General features: G+C 69.7%; 20 protein-coding genes. 10 read left to right on the forward strand and 10 right to left on the reverse strand.

The features are described 5' to 3' along the window. Positions 1-89 precede the first annotated feature (89 nt). From NO345_RS17150 to NO345_RS17160, 3 genes are all read right to left on the reverse strand, one after another. On the reverse strand, positions 90-818 hold the full coding sequence (locus NO345_RS17150; protein ID WP_256301270.1) for a 3-oxoacyl-ACP reductase family protein: 729 nt from the start codon (positions 816-818) through the stop codon (positions 90-92). A 75-nt stretch (positions 819-893) separates the two neighbouring features. Continuing rightward, on the reverse strand, positions 894-1,529 hold the full coding sequence (locus NO345_RS17155) for a hypothetical protein (RefSeq protein WP_256301272.1): 636 nt from the start codon (positions 1,527-1,529) through the stop codon (positions 894-896). 22 nt (positions 1,530-1,551) lie between these two features. Beyond that, positions 1,552-2,541 carry an MBL fold metallo-hydrolase gene (locus NO345_RS17160; protein ID WP_256301274.1) on the reverse strand — a complete coding sequence of 330 codons (990 nt, stop codon included), beginning with the start codon at positions 2,539-2,541 and terminating at the stop codon, positions 1,552-1,554. Positions 2,542-2,649: 108 nt separating this feature from the next. On the opposite strand from NO345_RS17160, the gene NO345_RS17165 reads away from it, so the two are divergent. From NO345_RS17165 to NO345_RS17175, 3 genes are read left to right on the forward strand one after another with little or no spacing between them, the layout of a single operon-like run. Further along, the gene (locus tag NO345_RS17165) at positions 2,650-3,771 is read left to right on the forward strand and encodes a DUF7544 domain-containing protein (RefSeq protein WP_256301276.1); all 1,122 of its coding nucleotides are present in this window, start codon (positions 2,650-2,652) and stop codon (positions 3,769-3,771) included. A 43-nt stretch (positions 3,772-3,814) separates the two neighbouring features. Continuing rightward, positions 3,815-5,017, forward strand: a complete 1,203-nt coding sequence (locus NO345_RS17170) for an alpha-hydroxy-acid oxidizing protein (protein WP_256301278.1) — start codon at positions 3,815-3,817, stop codon at positions 5,015-5,017. Positions 5,018-5,055: 38 nt separating this feature from the next. Next, entirely contained in the window at positions 5,056-5,967 is a 912-nt protein-coding gene (locus NO345_RS17175) for a rhodanese-like domain-containing protein (protein WP_256301280.1), read from the forward strand. A 3-nt stretch (positions 5,968-5,970) separates the two neighbouring features. Here NO345_RS17175 and NO345_RS17180 read toward each other — a convergent pair whose 3' ends face one another. Next, positions 5,971-6,729, reverse strand: coding sequence for an NAD-dependent protein deacylase (locus NO345_RS17180; protein WP_256301282.1), 759 nt, complete (start codon positions 6,727-6,729; stop codon positions 5,971-5,973). A gap of 125 nt (positions 6,730-6,854) precedes the next feature. Between NO345_RS17180 and NO345_RS17185 the strand changes: the two genes are divergently transcribed. From NO345_RS17185 to NO345_RS17195, 3 genes are all read left to right on the forward strand, one after another. Further along, positions 6,855-7,316, forward strand: coding sequence for a hypothetical protein (locus NO345_RS17185; RefSeq protein WP_256301284.1), 462 nt, complete (start codon positions 6,855-6,857; stop codon positions 7,314-7,316). 100 nt (positions 7,317-7,416) lie between these two features. Continuing rightward, positions 7,417-8,031, forward strand: coding sequence for a translation initiation factor IF-2 subunit beta (locus tag NO345_RS17190; RefSeq protein WP_256301286.1), 615 nt, complete (start codon positions 7,417-7,419; stop codon positions 8,029-8,031). A 90-nt stretch (positions 8,032-8,121) separates the two neighbouring features. Continuing rightward, positions 8,122-8,820 carry an SDR family NAD(P)-dependent oxidoreductase gene (locus NO345_RS17195; protein ID WP_256301288.1) on the forward strand — a complete coding sequence of 233 codons (699 nt, stop codon included), beginning with the start codon at positions 8,122-8,124 and terminating at the stop codon, positions 8,818-8,820. Positions 8,821-8,833: 13 nt separating this feature from the next. Here the strand turns inward: NO345_RS17195 and NO345_RS17200 are convergent, their stop codons facing one another. Beyond that, a complete protein-coding gene (locus tag NO345_RS17200; RefSeq protein WP_256301290.1) occupies positions 8,834-10,030 on the reverse strand; it encodes a thiolase family protein in 1,197 nt (398 codons plus the stop codon). Positions 10,031-10,456: 426 nt separating this feature from the next. On the opposite strand from NO345_RS17200, the gene NO345_RS17205 reads away from it, so the two are divergent. Then, on the forward strand, positions 10,457-11,236 hold the full coding sequence (locus tag NO345_RS17205) for a hypothetical protein (RefSeq protein WP_256301292.1): 780 nt from the start codon (positions 10,457-10,459) through the stop codon (positions 11,234-11,236). Between the two features lie 224 nt (positions 11,237-11,460). Here the strand turns inward: NO345_RS17205 and NO345_RS17210 are convergent, their stop codons facing one another. From NO345_RS17210 to NO345_RS17230, 5 genes are all read right to left on the reverse strand, one after another. Beyond that, entirely contained in the window at positions 11,461-11,859 is a 399-nt protein-coding gene (locus tag NO345_RS17210) for a universal stress protein (protein ID WP_256301294.1), read from the reverse strand. Positions 11,860-11,915: 56 nt separating this feature from the next. Further along, the gene (locus tag NO345_RS17215) at positions 11,916-12,536 is read right to left on the reverse strand and encodes a VOC family protein (protein WP_256301296.1); all 621 of its coding nucleotides are present in this window, start codon (positions 12,534-12,536) and stop codon (positions 11,916-11,918) included. A gap of 94 nt (positions 12,537-12,630) precedes the next feature. Further along, positions 12,631-14,058 (reverse strand): hypothetical protein, encoded by a 1,428-nt coding sequence (locus NO345_RS17220; RefSeq protein WP_256301298.1) that lies wholly within the window; start codon positions 14,056-14,058, stop codon positions 12,631-12,633. Then, positions 14,051-14,806: an ABC transporter ATP-binding protein gene (locus NO345_RS17225; RefSeq protein WP_256301300.1), complete on the reverse strand. Its 756-nt coding sequence runs from the start codon at positions 14,804-14,806 to the stop codon at positions 14,051-14,053. Before NO345_RS17225 ends, NO345_RS17220 begins: the two co-directional genes overlap by 8 nt. Before the next feature lie 117 nt (positions 14,807-14,923). Further along, a complete protein-coding gene (locus tag NO345_RS17230; RefSeq protein ID WP_256301302.1) occupies positions 14,924-15,466 on the reverse strand; it encodes a DUF7344 domain-containing protein in 543 nt (180 codons plus the stop codon). Positions 15,467-15,744: 278 nt separating this feature from the next. Between NO345_RS17230 and NO345_RS17235 the strand changes: the two genes are divergently transcribed. From NO345_RS17235 to NO345_RS17245, 3 genes are read left to right on the forward strand one after another with little or no spacing between them, the layout of a single operon-like run. Beyond that, positions 15,745-15,891 (forward strand): universal stress protein, encoded by a 147-nt coding sequence (locus NO345_RS17235; RefSeq protein WP_256301304.1) that lies wholly within the window; start codon positions 15,745-15,747, stop codon positions 15,889-15,891. Positions 15,892-15,895: 4 nt separating this feature from the next. After that, complete coding sequence (locus tag NO345_RS17240) at positions 15,896-16,915, forward strand: sodium:calcium antiporter (RefSeq protein ID WP_256301306.1); 1,020 nt, start codon at positions 15,896-15,898, stop codon at positions 16,913-16,915. A 50-nt stretch (positions 16,916-16,965) separates the two neighbouring features. Further along, positions 16,966-17,526 carry an SRPBCC family protein gene (locus NO345_RS17245; RefSeq protein ID WP_256301308.1) on the forward strand — a complete coding sequence of 187 codons (561 nt, stop codon included), beginning with the start codon at positions 16,966-16,968 and terminating at the stop codon, positions 17,524-17,526. Positions 17,527-17,539: the final 13 nt, after the last annotated feature.

Genomic DNA, 17,539 nt, shown 5'->3' on the forward strand with positions numbered 1-17,539 from the left:
GGGAGCCGAGCGCCTCGGGGCTTTCGGGCCGATGCTGTCCCCAGCAATTCCCACGACCCGACACCCAGACCTCCGCACTCCACGAAACTTCAGCCCATCCGTTCGCCACCGTTCACGTTCAGCGTCTCCCCGGTCACGAACGTCGCATCACGAAGGTACGCCGCCGCCTCCGCGATGTCCTCGGGCTGCCCGAAGTGGCCGACGGGAATCCCGGCCATCTCCTCGGCCTTCTCCTCCGGGGAGCGGTCGGCGGTCATGTCCGTCTCGATGTGGCCGGGCGCGATGGCGTTGACCCGGATGTCGGGCGCGAAGTCGCCGGCGTGACTCCGCGTCAACGAGATGAGCGCACCCTTCGACGCTGCGTAGTGGCACTCGATGGGCGCGCCGGTGTGGGCGAGGATGGAGGAGACGTTCGTCACGGAGGGGTCGTCGTCGGACGTCTCCAGAGACGACAGGGCGGCCTTCGTGACGTTGAACGCGGAGTTGACGTTCACGTCCATGATGCGGTCGAAGTCGGCGGGCGAGAGCGATTCGGTGTAGACGTGCTGGTCGATGCCGGCGTTGTTGACGACGTGGTCGACGCCGCCGAACGCGTCGGCCGCGGTCTCGACGAGCCGTTCGGCCGCATCTGGCTCCGAGACGTCCGCGCCGACGACGACGGCGTCCTGCCCGTGTTCCCGGACGCGGTCAGCCACCTCGTTGGCGGCGTCCTCGCTGGAGTGGTAGTTCACCGCGACGTCGTAGCCGTCGCTGGCGAAGCGGAGCGCGATTGCACGGCCGAGGCCACGGGACGAACCGGTGACGACTGCTGCTGGCATACCGGTTCCACGCTGGCCGGTCCCTTCGTGGTTCGGGTCGCGGAAGCCGACGTGTCGACGTCCGGGTCGTCGCGGTCAGCACGCGCCGCCGCCACCGCCGGCCGCGCCCGCGCCGGCACAGGAAGCCGCGCTGGCGCTGGCACCGGCCGCCGCGGCCGCGCCCGCGGTGACGATGGCAGCGTCGGCGGTGTGGCTGTAGTCCTTGCACTCGCCCCAGGCGACGGGCGCGATGTCGTCGTCGATGTCGTCCATGGCCTCGACGCTGTCTCGGAGGTCGGCGAGCCCGAAGCCGGGGTCCGTCGCGAACCGGTCGACGAGCTCGTCGGTGAGCGCGACGCGGCGGCACTCCTCGGCCTCGAACAGTTCGTCCCCATCGAAGGTGAACTGGACGTCGTAGTGGCGGACGAAGACGCCGTCGAAGGGGGTATGGAGCGCCTCGGCAGCCTCGCCGACGAGGTCCCAGACGCGGTCCATATCCGGGTCCTCGACGTGCTCGCCGAGGGAGAAGCGGGCGATGGGAACGACGACGGGCTCGCCGTCGGGGCCCTCGTTCACGACCGCGACGCCGGTGACGCCGCAGTCTTCCACGTCGTAGCCGCCGGCGTCGACGGCCTCGCGGAGGGCTTCGTCGGCGTCGCTCTGGCGTGATTCGAGGTCGACCTGTTCGTCGGGCGTGTCGTCTCCGAGGAGGCGTTCGAGCAGGGCGGGCATCACCAGACGTTTCGACGAGCCGTCACTTCTGCGTTTCGGAATCCCAGGCCGCCGTACCCCTCTCGTGTGCGGTCGCCTCGGTCACGTGCGCGGCGGTCTCGTACACCAACGGGTCGTCGTCGACCCGGGTTACCAGCCCGGCGCTTTGGAGGTGTTCGAGGTGGGCGAACGCCTCGCCGGCTCCGAACTTCACGTGGTAGCCGTCCATCTCGCCGAACAGCTCCTCGGCGAGCGCCCACGGCGTGGCCGGCTCGACGGTCCCGAGCGCGGCCAGCGCGCGACCCGACCGCTCGCGGTGGTGTGCGCGCAGTTCCGCGACGCGTGGCGCGAGCGGGAACGACTCGCCGTGGCCCGGCCGCGCTTCGTCGACACGGTCGTCGAGTCGCGAGAGGGTCCGCCGGTAGGCCGTCAGCGGGTCGTCCTGTCGGGTGTCGCCGCCGCCGACGTTCGGGGTGCAGGTCCGCAGGACGGCGTCACCGACGAAGCCCACGGCGTCGACGAGGAAGGCGGCGTGGCCGGCGGTGTGTCCCGGGGTGTGGCGCACCTCCACGCCCGCGACCGTCTCGCCATCGGCGAGTTCGCGCACCGGAACCGTGTCGGGCACCGGCGACGGGCTGTCGAACTCGACCAGCGTCGCGACCCGTTCCGGGGGAACCCCCCAGCGGTCGAGCTTCGCCGCATCGCGCTCCAGTCGACGCTCGCGCTCGGCGGCGTAGTCTCCGACGAGCGGCGCGTCGCGCTCGTGCATCGCGAGGGTCGCGTCGGCGACCTCGCGGAGCCTCGCCGCGTTTCCGGTGTGGTCGGCGTGCCAGTGGGTGACCAGGACGTGTTCGATGTCGTCGAGCGCGACCCCGGCCGCCGCGATGCCGTCGGTGAGTCGGTCCCACGCCGACTCGCTCGGTGGCCCTGGATCGATCAGGACGCCCCTATCCGGGAGCAGGTACGCGCTGTTGCCGCCCTCTGCGCTGCCGTCCGATCCACCGGACACCGGTATCCGTCGTACGTCTGCCATCGAGTGGTCGTGACCACGGTCGGTCGGCGGAAACGTGTTCCGGGTCGACACGCGGAATCCTGTCGGTTCTCCGGTACATCTATGGTGGTGCCGGCGAATCGATGGAGCATGTCCCTCCACGCAGTAGACGAACTCGACGACGCGATCGACGTGACGAGGGGGTTGCTGTTCCCCTTCGACCTGTGGCTCTGGCTCAAGCTCGCGCTCCTCACGCTGTTCATCGGCGGCGGCGCGGGCTTCCCGTCCTATGCGTTCAACTTCGCCCAGCCGTCCGGCACCGTCGACGCCGGCGGCATCGTGGACGACGGCCAGCTGCTGCTCGTCGTCGGCGTGCTCGTCGCACTCGCCGTCGGGTTCTTCATCGTGCTCGGCATCGTCGGCGCGGTCATGGAGTTCGTCTTCGTCGAGGCGCTCGTCTCCGGCGAGGTACGGATCAGACGCCACTTCGGCGAGTACTGGCGGCGCGGGCTCCGCCTGTTCGGTTTCCGCCTCGCGATGACGCTGCCGATGCTGCTGGTCGTCCTCGGCGTGATCGTCGCGTTCCTCTTCCCCGTCCTGCTCGGCGGCGGGTTCGAGCTCGGCCTCATCCTGCTGCTGGCCGCCATCCCGCTCGTCCTCGTCCTCGCGTTCGTCGTCGGCATCATCAACGGGTTCACGAGCGTCTTCGTCGTGCCGGTGATGCTCGCGGACGACTGCGGCGTCCTCGACGGCTGGCGGACCCTCTGGCCCTCCATCACCGAGGAGACCGCCGAGTACATCGGCTTCGCCGTCATCAACTACGTCATCCGGCTCGTGACCGGGACCGCCGCCACGGTGGTGCTCGGCGTGACTGCGCTCGTCCTGCTCGTGCCGGCCGGACTGGTCGTGTTCGGTGTGCTGGCCGCACTCCCGGCTGCACCGGGCCTGCTCGGGGTCGCCGCGTTCGTCGTGGTCGGTGCCGTCTACCTCGCCGTGCTGTTCGCGGTCTGGGCGGTCGTCCTCGTGCCGGTCGAGTCCTACCACCGGTACCACGCGCTGCTCGTCCTCGGCGACCTCCTGCCGAACTACGACCTCGTCGCGGACCGGCGGCCGGACGACGAAGGCGGCTCCGGCGGCGCGAGTCCCGAGGACGAATCCGGCGGCCTCGACGACGACGCCGGGGATGGGTTCGACGACGATGATGACTTCGGCGACGCCGAGGATGGATTCGACGACGACGGCTTCGGCGACGGCTCGCCGGGGCCGGCGTAGGCCCGCCCCTAGACTGAAGCGACGACCCGTCGATGCTGGCCGTATGACCGACGACGAGGACGCCTCGACACCGTACGGACGGCACCGGCAGACGACCGTCTACACGACCGGGATGCTCACCGGGAACGTCCCCGACATCCCCGTCGACCCGGACCGACTCGCCGAGCGCGCCCGCGAGGAGCTCGACGGCCGAGCCTACGACTACGTCGCCGGCGGGGCCGGCGGCGAGTCCACGATGCGGGCGAACCGCCGGGCGTTCGAGGACTACCGGATCGTCCCCAGAGTGATGCGCGACACGGGCACCCGCGACCTCTCGACGACGGTGCTCGGACAGGAGCTCGCGGTGCCCGTCCTCCTCGCTCCCATCGGTGCACAGGGTATTGTCCACGAGGACGGCGACCTCGCGAGCGCCCGCGCGGCGGCGCAGTGGGATATCCCGTACGTCTGCTCGACGCAGGCGTCTGAGCCGCTGGAGGACGTCGCCGAGGCCCTGGGAGACACCCCGAAGTGGTTCCAGCTCTACGCCAGCGAGGACCGCGACCTCACCCGGAGCCTCGTCGAGCGTGCAGAGGACGCGGGCTACGACGCCATCGTCGTCACGCTCGATACGCCCCACCTCGGCTGGCGCGAGCGCGACCTCGACCGCGGGTTCCTCCCGTTCCTCGACGGCGACGGCATCGCGAACTACGTCTCCGACCCGGTGTTCCGGGACCGGCTCGACCAGCCACCGGAGGAGAACCCCCGCGCCGCAGCTCAGGAGTTCGTGCAGGTGTTCTCCGACGCGACGCTCACCTGGGGCGACCTCGCGTGGATCGCGGAGCTGACCGACCTCCCGGTCGTCGCGAAGGGCGTCCTCCACCCCGACGACGCACGGGAGGCCGTGGCCCACGGCGCAGCGGGCGTCGTCGTCTCGAACCACGGCGGTCGCCAGGTCGACAACGCCGTCGCCGCGCTCGACCAGCTCCCCCGCATCGTCGACGCCGTCGGTGACGACGCCGCGGTCGTCTTCGACTCGGGCATCCGCCGGGGAGCGGACGCCGTGGTCGCGCTCGCGCTCGGTGCCGACGCGGTCTCGCTCGGGCGGCCCTGGGTGTACGGCCTCGGCCTCGCGGGCGAGGAGGGCGTCGCCAGCGTCTGCGAGAACTTCCTCGCGGACCTCGACCTGACGGTCGCACTCGCGGGGTACGACGACGTGGACGCGTTCGACGAGTCGGCGCTCCAGCGCGGCCGCGGGGACGGCAGCTAACCGGAACGCATTTTTTATTCCGGGCAGATAGGCACGATATGAAACGACGTGCACTGCTCACGTCCGGCACCCTCGCGCTCGGGACCCTCGCGGGCTGTCTCGGCCGCGGCGACGGCGAGACCGACCCCGCGACAGCGACGGACGCTCCGACGGAGACGGCCGGTCGGACGACCGACGCGAACACGCCACAGGAGATCGGCGCGGAGGAGACGGAGTCCGGCGGTTCGTCGGGCTCGCCACGCGAGGTGACCGCGAACCCCGGCGACCCGAACCCGACGGACGGTCTCCCGCCCGAACCCGACGACGTGCCGGCCGAGCGCGAGGTCGACACGTCGAGCTACGGGACGTCCACCGTCGAGGGCGAGCAGATCGAGCTCGCACCCATCGCGGACGTCCACTACTGGTGGGCCCGGCAGGAGGCCCGCATCGCCGACGCCCGCGGCCTGAGCCAGTACCGCGAGTCGCACATCCTGGGGGCCGTCGCGAGCCCGGTCGGGACCGCCATCGACGACACCCACGTCGGCGACTGGGCGACCGACGAGCGCATCGTCTGCTACTGTGGCTGTCCACACCACCTCTCCTCGCTCCGTGCGGCCGAGTTGCAGTCTGCCGGGTACGAGAACGTCTACGTCATCGACGAGGGCTTCTTCGAGTGGGTCGACCAGTCCTACCCAGTCGTCGGCTCCGACGCGTCGGACCGGACGCTCTACCGCATCCGGGGTCGGACGCGACCGCGGTACGCCGGCGAGATGGTGCTGGCACGCCACGTCGGCAGCGACCGGGTCGAGGCAGCACCGGTCCAGCGCGACGGCAGCTACGAGATCCACGTCCGGTTCGCGAACGTGACACCCGGCTCTCGGCTCCGGATCGAGACACCGGAGTACACCGTGACCGCCACGCTCGACGAACTGACGAGCGACGTCGTCACGCCGCGGCTGGGCGACGACTGAGCCTCAGCCGTCGGCCAGCTCCACCACGCGCGCTGCGACCGCCGGGAGGAACTCCTCGACGGGCTCGCGGGCCACGTGGTCCGCCCGGCCCGCGTACTTCGTCCGGTCGAGGTTGACGACGACGAGCGTCGCACCGTTCCGGAGCGCGGTGTCGGGCAGCAACCCCGCAGGGTCGACGGTCAGCGACGAGCCGGCGGCGAGGAACACGTCCGCCGTCTCAGCCCGCCGTCGCGCCTCCTGCATGGCCGCCGGGGGCAGCTGTTCGCCGAACAGCACCGTATCCGGCTTGTAGACGCCGCCGCAGTCACAGGTCGGTGCTCCCTCCCCGGATTCGACCCGCTCGCGAGCCGCCTCGACGGGCATGGACGCGCCACAGTCCGGGCAGGTGGCCCGCGTGCCGGTGCCGTGGAGGTGGACGATGGACTCGGAACCGGCCGCGGGATGCAGCCCGTCGACGTTCTGCGTGAGGAGTGCGTCGAGGTGTCCCGCCTGCTCTAGCTGTGCCAGCGCGTCGTGAGCCGGGTTGGGTGCGACCCCGCTGTCGAAGAAGTGCTCGTGCAGGGAGAGCCAGTCGGACCAGAACCGCTCCGGCTGTGCTCGGTAGCGCCGGAGGGTGAACGCCTCCTCGTCGAACACGTCCCAGAGGCCGCCCTCGCTCCGGAAGTCGGGGATGCCGGAGGCCGTCGAGAGGCCCGCGCCGGTCAGTACGACCACCTCGTCGGCGTCGGCGATGGCCGCGGCGACGGTGTCCGGGTCGGTCATGCGCGACGGTTCGACCGGCAGCGGGAAAGCCCCTTTCGTCCGTGGTCGTGCCGCCGCGACGCACCGCCAGGTCGTGGTGTGGAGTGAGTAGACAGATTGATGACCGTATCGTCACGAACTCGAGTATGGAGCGGCGTCAGGTACTGTCCGCGCTCTGTGGTGTGCTCCCGCTCGCGGGCTGTCTCGACCGGGACGGCTTCGGCATCGAAGACGCGGACACCACGGTCACCGACCGCCGGTGCGCCGCCGACCCGACGAGCGAGGGGTCGGTGCGGTTCGACGGTCCAGCCGTCGTGGTCGTCTCCGGCGAACTCCTCTCGCACAGCCGCTGCGACGACGTGAACGTGAGCGTGTTCACGTCCAACGACGAGCGCGAGGTCGGGATGGCCATCGTCGAGGTCACACCGGTCCCGCCGTCCGGGACCGACACCGACTGCGAGGAGTGCGAGGAGCCGGCGGTATGTACGTACCAGTCCAGACTCAGCTTCTCCGAGCGCATCGTCGGCGTCGACCTGGTCCACAACCTCCCCGGCGGGGGTGCGACCGACGTCGCCGTCGAACGGCGGCCCCGACGGACCGACGGGTGACGGAAGTGCCGTTCGTCGGTGCCCGGCAGCGAGGGACGACCGGAATCGCCACCGATATCAGTATCCGAAGGTTGAAACGCGCCCATCACCTCCAGCGTGTATGGAATACGAGACACTTCTCGAGCGAGCCCACGACGATCTCCCCGACAGACCACAGGACGCGGGCAGCCGCCTCACCGTTCCCGACCCCGCGGGCGAGACCGACGGCGCGTTCACCCGCCTCACCAACCTCCAGGCCATCGCCGACGCACTCTCGCGGGACTCGAAGCACCTCCACCGGACGATCCAGCGCGAGCTCGGTACCAACGGCCAGTTCGACGGCGACCGCGCCCGCTACAACGGCTCGTTCTCCGTCTCCGATTTCGACGAGGCCATCCAGCAGTACATCGACGAGTACGTCACCTGCGGCGAGTGCGGCCTGCCCGACACCCGCCTCGTGACCGAGGACGGCGTCGACATGCTGCGCTGTGAGGCCTGCGGTGCCTTCCAGCCCGTCTCGAAGAGCAAGTCCCCGAGCAGCGCCAACGTCAACCCCGACGAGGTCGAGGAGGGGCGCACCTACGAGGTCAAGATCACCGGGACCGGCCGCAAGGGCGACGGCGTCGCCGAGAAGGGCAAGTACACCATCTTCGTCCCCGGCGCACAGGAGGGCGACGTGGTCCAGATCTACATCAAGAACATCTCCGGCACGCTCGCGTTCGCGCGGCTCGCCTGACTCTGCGGTTCTACGCTTTCGAGCAGTTCAGCAGGTAGCGACCGCCACCTCCGGCGGGAGCGTTTAGCTGGTCCCGCGCCTCCATCGGGTATGGACATCGACCGCTACGACTCACTCGACGGGCAGGTCGCGCTCGTCACGGGCGCGAATCGGGGGCTCGGTGCCGAAATCGCGGCCGAGCTGGCCGAACTCGGCGCGACCGTCTACGCCGGCGCGAGACGGACGGACGACGTGACGGCGGACGACCTGCGACCGGTCGAGCTCGACGTGACGAACGACGGGTCGATGCGGACGGCGGTCGAGCGCATCGACGAGGAGGCCGGGCGGCTCGACGTGCTCGTGAACAACGCCGGCATCGGTGGCCCCTCCGCCGCGCTGCACCGGCTCGAACCGCGCGACATCGACGCGGTGTTCGACGTGAACCTGCGCGGGCCGACCATCCTCACCAGATTCGCCCTCCCGCTGTTGCTCGACCGACCGGGCGGGCGCGTCGTCGACGTCTCCTCGGGGATGGGCGCGCTCGACGAGGGGATGGCCGGCGGGAGCGCCCCGTACAGAATCTCGAAGACCGGACTCAACGGGCTGACGGCGTACCTCCACGGCGAGTATGTGAGCGATGGATTGCTCGCCAACTCGGTCTGTCCCGGCTGGGTACGGACCGACATGGGTGGCCCCGGGGCGACCCGGAGCACCGAGGAGGGCGCGGACACGCCGGTCTGGCTGGCGACGTTCCGGCCCGGCAGTCCGGGCGGGCGGTTCTGGCGGGACCGGTCGGTCATCGACTGGTGAGAAGGGGAGGGCCCTACTCGCGCTCGATGAGCGTCGCGATGCCCTGCCCGAAGCCGATGCACATCGTGGAGAGCGCCGTCTCCGCGCCGGTGCGTTCGAGCTCGTGGACGAGCTTCGTGACGAGCGCCGCGCCGGTCGCGCCGAGCGGGTGGCCGTGGGCGATTGCGCCGCCGTTGACGTTCGTGCGCTCCCACGGCGCGCCCGTCTCCTCGAGCCACGCGGCGACGACGCTCGCGAACGCCTCGTTCACCTCGAAGATGTCCACGTCGTCGACGGTCAGGTCCTCGGACTCGAGGAGCTGCTTGGTGGCCGGGATCGGCCCGGTGAGCATCATCACGGGGTCGACGCCGACGACCTCCTGGGCGACGATGCGGGCCATCGGCTCCCAGCCGTTCGCCTCGGCAACCTCGCGCGAGCAGACCAGCGTCGCGGCCGCGCCGTCGACGATTCCCGAGCTGTTGCCGGCGTGGACGACGCCCTCGCCCTCCTCGCGGAACGCGAGTGGGAGCCCGCCGAGGGTCTCCATGTCGGTGCCGGGCCGGGCGTGACCGTCACGTTCGACCGTGATCGGCTCGCCGTCGAGCGTCGTCTCGACCGGGACGACCTGCGAGTCGTAGCGGCCGGCCTCCCACGCCTCGCCCCAGCGACGCTGGGAGTCGACGGCGAGTTCGTCGAGGTGCTCGCGGTCGAAACCCCACGTCTCGGCGATCCGCTCGGCCGACTCACCCTGCGGGACGAGTTCCTCGTAGTGCTCGCCGTAGGTCTCGGCCATCGAGCCACCGTCGGAGCCCATCGGCTCGCGGGTCATGTGCTCGACGCCGCCGGCGACGACGACGTCCTGGAAGCCGGCGGCGACCTGCCCGGCGGCGAAGTTGATTGCCTGCTGTCCGGAGCCGCACATCCGGTTGAGCTGGACCCCCGGCGGGCCGTGGCGTCCCTCGTAGGACGCCCCCGGACCGGCGTCGGCGGGTATCTCCTCGCCCCAGCCCGCGACGAGCGGGGCGATGCGGCCGATGTTCGACCCCTGGTCCCCCTTCGGCGTGACACAGCCGTACACCACGTCGTCGACGATGGCGGGGTCGAACCCGTTGCGTTCCTCCAGTGCCCGGAGCGGGACCGCCGCGAGGTCCTGCGGGTGGGTGTCCCGGAAGGCCCCGTCGCGCTTCCCGAACGGCGTCCGCACGGCGTCCACGATGACTGGCTCGTTCATCGGTGGAAACTATACCACGATTTACTTGTTTCTTTCGCCAGGGCGGACGTCAGCTGACAGAGAGCGAACGAACTGTGTGTACATCCAGAAATCCGGGGAACTACTGGAACACAACCACTTATAAGTAATATAAGTACACGATAGGAAATTTTAATACCCCGTACTGTGAACGTCGATACACATGACGCGTACCCACGTCGTGCGGAACGAGGCTCGCACTGGTGGCGACCACCGGTACGCCGCACACGGCGACAGGCCGTCCACCACCGTGACGGGTACGCCGCTTTCTCGCTGAGCGTCCGCCCCGTGCCGGCTCCGGCAGCCGGCGTCGCGTGACACCGTCCACCAGCCCGCGGCCGCGTCGGCTGGCACGGGTCGCGCGTGGAGGTACCGCAGTTCGACCGCCAGCCCCGACTCCACGAACCCATGACCGAGTTCACCTTCGAGACGGACGCCCAGCACGCACCCTACAACCTCGCCTACCTCGTCGACGACCGCAGCTACTGCTACCACCGGTTCGACGTCGACCCGGCGTACGACGACGGCGTCGTCGACCCCGACACCGGTCGCCGCGACGCCCCGCCGGACTTCGGGGCCCGCCGCCGGGCGGTCGTCGAGTTCTACGGTCGCCGGTGCGGTCGATGTGCCGCACGAGTCGACACCGGAAGCGCCGACGACGGCGAGGTCGCGTACCTGTTCAGCGTCGCAGACGACGCCGAGGACAGCTGGGCGCTGTGGCACCTCGTCGCCGTCTGCGAGCCGTGCTACGACCTGCTCAGCACGGACTGTACGGACCGGATCGGCGGCTTCGGCGACGCCTACCGGCGCGCGCCACAGTTCCCCGCGTGGACCGGCGACCCGCGCGTGGCGGTCGAGCGGCTCCCGCTCTCCGGGCGTGAGGTGTGGTTCCGCGACCGACTGAGCGAGCGGATCGACGTCGACGGGTCGCCCGGCGAGAGCGTCAACGCGGACGCTGCCCGCGAGGCCTGCCTCGCACGGACCACACCCGCCGCGGTCGCGGTCGCGCTCAACGAAGCGCTCGTCGCCGACGAACGTGGCCCCCTCTCGACGGCGAACCGCCGGCTCTCGGACCGATGGGTCGCACTCTCCGAGCGGGAACGGGCCGAGTACGAACGGCGAGCGGTCGACGCCGAGACGGTCGTCGGTGGTGGGTTCGAGCCCTGCATCGACCTCCAGCGCGCCTGAGCGTGCACCGGCTTCCGGGGCTCGCGCATCCGTCGAGCCGTGTTCGTCACCCCCCGCTGACGCCCATCACTCCTCCCGCTGGCTCCCACCCCCTCTCCCCGACGACGCGACCGCCCTAACTGTCCGTCGCTGACGCTCTCGGACCACGACGGTCTCGGGATAGTCTACCGGACCGAGATGTCGCTGGTCGCGGGGAGCCGTCGAGAAGCTGAGTCGGGGCGGCGTTACTCGCTCTGCGGCGGCGCGACGAGGACCGGGCGGTCCGCGTCGAGGATGACACCCTGGGTCGTCGAACCGAACAGCGCCTTCCCGGCTGGCGACCGTCGGCGGCCGCTCACGCAGATGCAGTCGACGTCCTTGCCGCTCGCCTCGTCGAGTATCTCGGTGGCGGGGTCGCCACTGGATTCGGAGAGCGAGTAGTCGATACCGGCCTCGTCGAGCACGTCACGCACCGCGTGGACCGTCGCGAGCTGGGTCACGGACGCCCCTTCGGGGTTGTCCCGGAAGACGTGGAAGATGGTGACGTGGATGGAATCGGGGGCGTCGGGTAGGTCGACGACTGCCTCAGCCTGGGATCGTGCGCGCTCTTCGGCCGTATCGAGTGCCAGCAGTACCTCGTACATACCACCCGCTACTCCCGTGGGTGGCTTATCTTTGGGGGGTTATTTGCACGGGCTGGTCACGAGACACCGCCGACGCCGCTGTCCGCGTCCGGCAGGTCGTGCTTTTCGACCTCGATGCCGAGCTCCTCCAGTGCGGCCGCCATGTGCTCGTCCTTGGCGTAGTCCGCACCGTCCGCCTCGCGGATGCGCTGGGTGGTCGCGAGCACCTCGCCGCGCCGGTCGTCCGGGATCTCGTACTTGTCCGCCGCGAGCTCGATGACGAGCCCGTTGTTGTCGGTGGTGTAGAGCGAGTGGAAGATGCCCCGGTCGAAGATGTTGTAGCCACGGCCGTCGGCCTCGATGGCGTCCACCATCTCCTGGAACCGGTCCGGGGCGACGCTGAACGCGAGGTGGTGGACGCCGCCGACGCCGGTGCGCTGTGGCCCGGCGTTCGACGGGCGGTCGTCGCTCACGAAGAACGTGAGGATGCGGCCGTCCCCCGTGTCGAAGAACAGGTGCGTCTGCGAGGGGTCGTCGAGGTTCGGCTGTCGGAGCACGAGCGGCATCCCGAGCAGGTCGCGGTAGAACGCGACGGTGTCCGCCTCGTTGCTCCCGATGATGGTCATGTGGTCGGTGCCGGTGGTGCGGAACGGGCTGTCCGGTGCCTCGGCGGTGACCGGAATCTGGTCGTCTCCCATGGCAGTCGAGTAGGCCACGAAGACGAATATACCTGCCTCCAAACAGCGCAGGTGACGCCGACGTCACCGGAGTACGGTCCCGTCTCGTCGGCCGTCAGCGCCGGTAGTGTCGCTCCCACTTCGGCACCGACCGTCTGTAGAGCCCGATGCCGACGCCCCCGACCACGACGCCGCCGACGCCGAGTGCGACCAGCAGCTCGGTCGAGACGGGCGCGAGCACGAGGCCGACGACGAGGATGGGGACGAGCACGACCGCCAGCGCGAGCCCGAAGCCGGCGAACAGCACCGTATCGAACAGGAACTCGTTGGGGTCGAAGCCAGCCAGGGCGACGGTCACGCCGAACAGGTAGAGCGCGACCCCCACGAGCAGCACCAGCCCGACGACGGCCTCCGGGAGCCGTGCGCCCTGCCAGCCGACCGCGAGCAGGAAGTACCCGACGCAGGTCGGGATACCGAGCACGAGGAACGCCCGGAACTTCGCCCGGACCACGTCGGCGACGGAGACGGGGTAGATCTGGTAGCTCGACACGTCGTCGTACATCGTGATCCAGTTGTAGGTGGTGAAGGCCGAGAGCGCGAGGATGGCCCCGAACGAGATGCCGGTCGAGGGTTCGAGTCCGGTGATGGTCTCGGCGAGGTCGATGAGCAGCCAGCTGACCGCGAAGAGGATGCCGCCGGAGAACAGCACCTTGCCGAGGCCGCCGCTGGAGCGCTGGACGTCGAGCAGCGTCTTCACGGTCAGGCCGTCGGCGTCGAACGGGAGTCGGGCCTGCCAGCGCGGGAACGTCCGCCCGGCGGTCCGGGCCGCCTTCTCGTAGCTGGTGTCGTAGACGGCGATGCCGACGGCCGCGAGCAGCGGGATCGGCGCGAGTGCGACGAGGACCTCGAGGGCGGTCCCCCCGTCGAACAGCCCGTACGGCGTGAACCGGACGAAGTCGACGCCGGAGACGTAGGCGAGCCCCGCCCCGGCGGCGAGCACGAGCAGGAGCAGGCGGCCCGACGACCCGCGCGTCGACAGTCCGATGGCCGCGAAGGTGATGGTGACGCCGAGCAGGAACATCGCGGTCGTGGTCGCCCACGCCGTCGGGATCGCGAGCAGCGCGAGGTCGCCGGACGCGACGGCCGGCGTGAAGCCGACGGCGATGGGTAGCAGGAAGAGGACGGCGTAGTACACCGCGTCCTTCAGCAGGAAGACGCCGAGCAATCGGCGCTGGGACACCGGCAGGGTACGCGCGCTGAACACCAGCATCGTCACGTCGCCGAGCACGTCCCGCATGGCGTCCTGCCCGACGAAGCCGGTCGAGCCGGTCCGCAGGCCGAAGAAGAGCGCGAGCCCGTGGACACCCGCGACGACGGCGGCGATGTCGGTGCCGGTCGTCGTCAGCAGGTACACCGCCCCCGAGGTCAGCAGCGCGACGAGGACGGGGAACGCGCCGAACCGGCTCCCGCCGAACAGCTCGCTGTGGAGTCGCCACTCCTCCCGGAGCATCTCGACGAACAGCCGGCGGTTCAGGCTAGTCATCGCCCGGGGACGCCATCGGTTCGGTCCACTCCTCGTCGCTCCCGACGTTGGCGACGAACGTGTCGAGCAGCGACTCGTCGCCGTCCATCTCGCCCGGTCGCCGGTCGGCGATGAGCCGGCCCTCGTAGACGATGCCGACGCGGGTGCAGATCTCCTCGGCGACCTCGATGTGGTGCGTCGAGATGAACAGCGTGTTCCCCCGCTCGCGGTAGTCCTGGAGGAACCGCTTCACGCGCTCCTGGACGATGGGGTCGAGGTTGGCCAGCGGCTCGTCGATGAACACGACCTGGGGCTCGTGGAGGAACGCCTGCGTTATCATCACCTTCTGCTGTTGCCCGCGCGAGAGGTCGGTGCTGAGGGTGTCGAGCTTCTCCGCGAAGGAGAGCCGCTGTGCCCACTGCTCGACGCGCTCGTCGACCACGTCGGGCGGGACGTCCCGCACCGTCGCGACGAAGTCGAAGTACTCCCGCGGCGTCATGAAGCTCGGCGGCGACTCCTGCTCGGGGAGGATGCCGACGTGCCGGCGGACCTCGACCGGGTCCGCGACCGGGTCGTGGCCGAGCACCGACGCGGTCCCCGAGTCGGGCTGGAGCTGCCCGGTCAGGATGCCGATGGTCGTGGTCTTGCCCGCGCCGTTCGGTCCGAGCGCCCCGAACAGCTCGCCGGCCTCGATGTCGAGCGAGAGGTCCGCGAGCGCGGTGACGTCGCCGTAGGTCTTCCGGAGGTTCTCGGTTCGGATCGCACTCATCAGTCGTCCGATGTAACGTATCGAAACATAAAGACGGTTCTGCCCGACGAGGTAATCACTCCTTATCCGGCTCTCACGCCGGTAGAACGGCCGAGGGGTCCTCCCGGACCCGCTCGCTCAGTCCGGCCGGCCGCTCCGGAGCCGCCGTCCGAGCCGCTGGAGCGGTCTCGTCCCGGTGTACAGCTGGACCAGGAGCGAGCCGATCATCGCGACCGAGAACACGACGGCGACCCCGACCGCGCCCACGTCCGCCAGCAGCGGGACGCCGAGGTCCGCGGCGATGACGGTCGCCATCGCCGCGAGCCCGAGCAGCAGGTAGTGCTGGTACCACGGGAGTCCCGTGTTGCTCATGACGGTCGTGTACGGCACGAGCTCGTCGGCGAGGTCGGTGAGCGACACCGACTTCGTGTTCGAGTCGTACTCCACGATCTCCAGGCCGTCGAGCTTCGGCAGATGGGTCTGGTGCAGGGACGCGTAGACGCTGTCGCGGATGTTCCGCGGTGGCGGTGACTCGCCCGTCTCCTCCGCCGCGATTGACTCGGAGAGCTCGCGGAGCGTCGAGTCCCCCCCGGTTCGACGGAGCTCCTTGAGCACGAGCCGGCGGCGCTGGTTGCTCAGTACGGAATGTATCTCCCCCTCTTCGAGCGCTGTCGCGTTCACAGCGCGTTCGGTACGACTAATCGATGGCGTGCTGATTGACACCTCTCTTCTCCCCCGCTATGAGGGAGGGTATCAACCCTAATAGCTCTACGCCCTGTATGGCCAACACGTTTATATACTCGCCCGTTGGAGGTGGGTGCTTGGCAACGACTCGTTACCGGGCGGTTTGGTCGCATAATGATTGCTTACGGTTATTTACGTCGGCCACTGACGGTCGGCATCGCTGTCGGTCGACGCGACACCCAACAGTTAACCCTGCCGCCGACACTGCCACGGATATGCACGTACTCGTCCCCATCGACGGCTCGGACCCCGGCGTCCGGGCCCTCTCGTTCGGGATCGATCTCGCGGACCGGTTCGAGGGCGAGCTGGGAGCGCGGCCGAGACGAAGCTCGACGCCCAGCAACGTGACGGTGGTGCCCTGACAGGATGCTGAACGTCCTGCTGTTCCTCGGACTCGCAGCGGTCGGAACCGGGGTGACATGGGTCGGTAGCACGTGGTTAGAGCGGGCGAGCGAGCGCATCGGCGTCCACTACGGCCTCCCGCCGGTCGTGCAGGGTGCCATCGTCGCCGCGGTCGGCTCCAGCTTCCCGGAGCTGTCGAGCGTCCTGCTCTCCGTGCTCGTCCACGGCGAGTTCGAGCTCGGCGTCGCCGCCATCGTCGGCTCGGCGGTGTTCAACATCCTCATCATCCCCGCCGCCGCCGGCCTGAGCGGGGATATCGGCCTCACCGCCGACCGCGACCTCGTCTACAAGGAGGCACAGTTCTACATGCTGTCGGTGGCGACGCTGTTCCTCGCGTTCGCGTTCGCGGTCATCTACTACCCGACCGAGACCGGCACGGCACTGCGGGGGACCATGACGCCGCTGCTCGCGCTCATCCCGCTCGCGCTGTACGGGCTCTACATCTTCAACCAGTACCAGGACACCAACGACTACGACGCCAGCCACCACGAGCGCTCGACGAACATCGGGCGTCGCTGGCTCGAACTGATCGCCGGCCTCGCGGTCATCCTCGTCGGCGTCGAGATGCTCGTCGTCAGCGCCATCGAACTGGGTGACGCGCTCGGCACCCCGTCGTTCGTCTGGGGGCTGACCGTCATCGCCGCGGGGACGAGCCTCCCCGACACCGTCGTCAGCGTCCAGGCCGCCCGTGGTGGCCGCGACTCGACCAGCCTCGCGAACGTCTTCGGGAGCAACATCTTCGACCTGCTCGTCGCCGTCCCGCTCGGCGTCGTCGTCGGCGGTGCCGTCGAGATAAACTTCTCGCGGGCCGCCCCGATGATGGCCTTCCTCGTGTTCGCGACGGTGGTGCTGTTCACCCTGATGCGGACCGACATGAACGTCTCCGGCAGGGAGGCATGGCTCCTGCTTGGGCTGTACGCCCTGTTCGTCGTCTGGCTCGTCCTGGAGGAACTCGGCGTCACCACCCTGGTCAAGGGCGGCTGAGGGTCCGGTGGCGGAGACAGCTATTTTTCGGTCCGGTCCACAGTGCGGGCGTGGACGCCGTCGAACTATCGACAGTGGTGTACGTGCCCCGCGAGGAGGCGTTCGAGTTCCTGCTGGACTTCACGAACCACGAGCGCTACTCGGAGTACGTCGCCGACGTCACCAGACGCGGCGACGGCTCCGTCGGCACCCGGTTCGACGTCACGCTCCAGTGGTGGCGGCTGACCTACACACTCACGCCGGCGGTGACCGGGCTCGACCGCCCGGACCGCATCGACTGGCGGGTCCGGGACGACGTGCACGCTCAGGGCTACTGGGCACTGGAGGCGGTCGACGACGACCCCGACGCCGGACACACCGTGGCCGACGGCGGCGAGGGTGACGACCGCCCGGGCACCCGCATCCGGCTCCGCATCGAGTTCGACCGGCGTCGCTCCCGGCTCGGCCGGCTCCGGCTCCCGCCGATGGTCTCGACCGACTGGGTGCTCCGGCGCATCAAACCGCTGGCCGCCCGCGAGGCCCAGCGGGTGTTCGAGCGGGCGGTCGCCGACCTGGAGGGCGAGCGTCGGCGCGTCGACCTCGAGTTCCACGTCCGCCCGTCGACCATCTGACCACAGCCACCCC

This window comes from Haloarchaeobius salinus (assembly GCF_024464185.1).
GTDB classification, from domain to species: Archaea; Halobacteriota; Halobacteria; order Halobacteriales; family Natrialbaceae; genus Haloarchaeobius; species Haloarchaeobius salinus.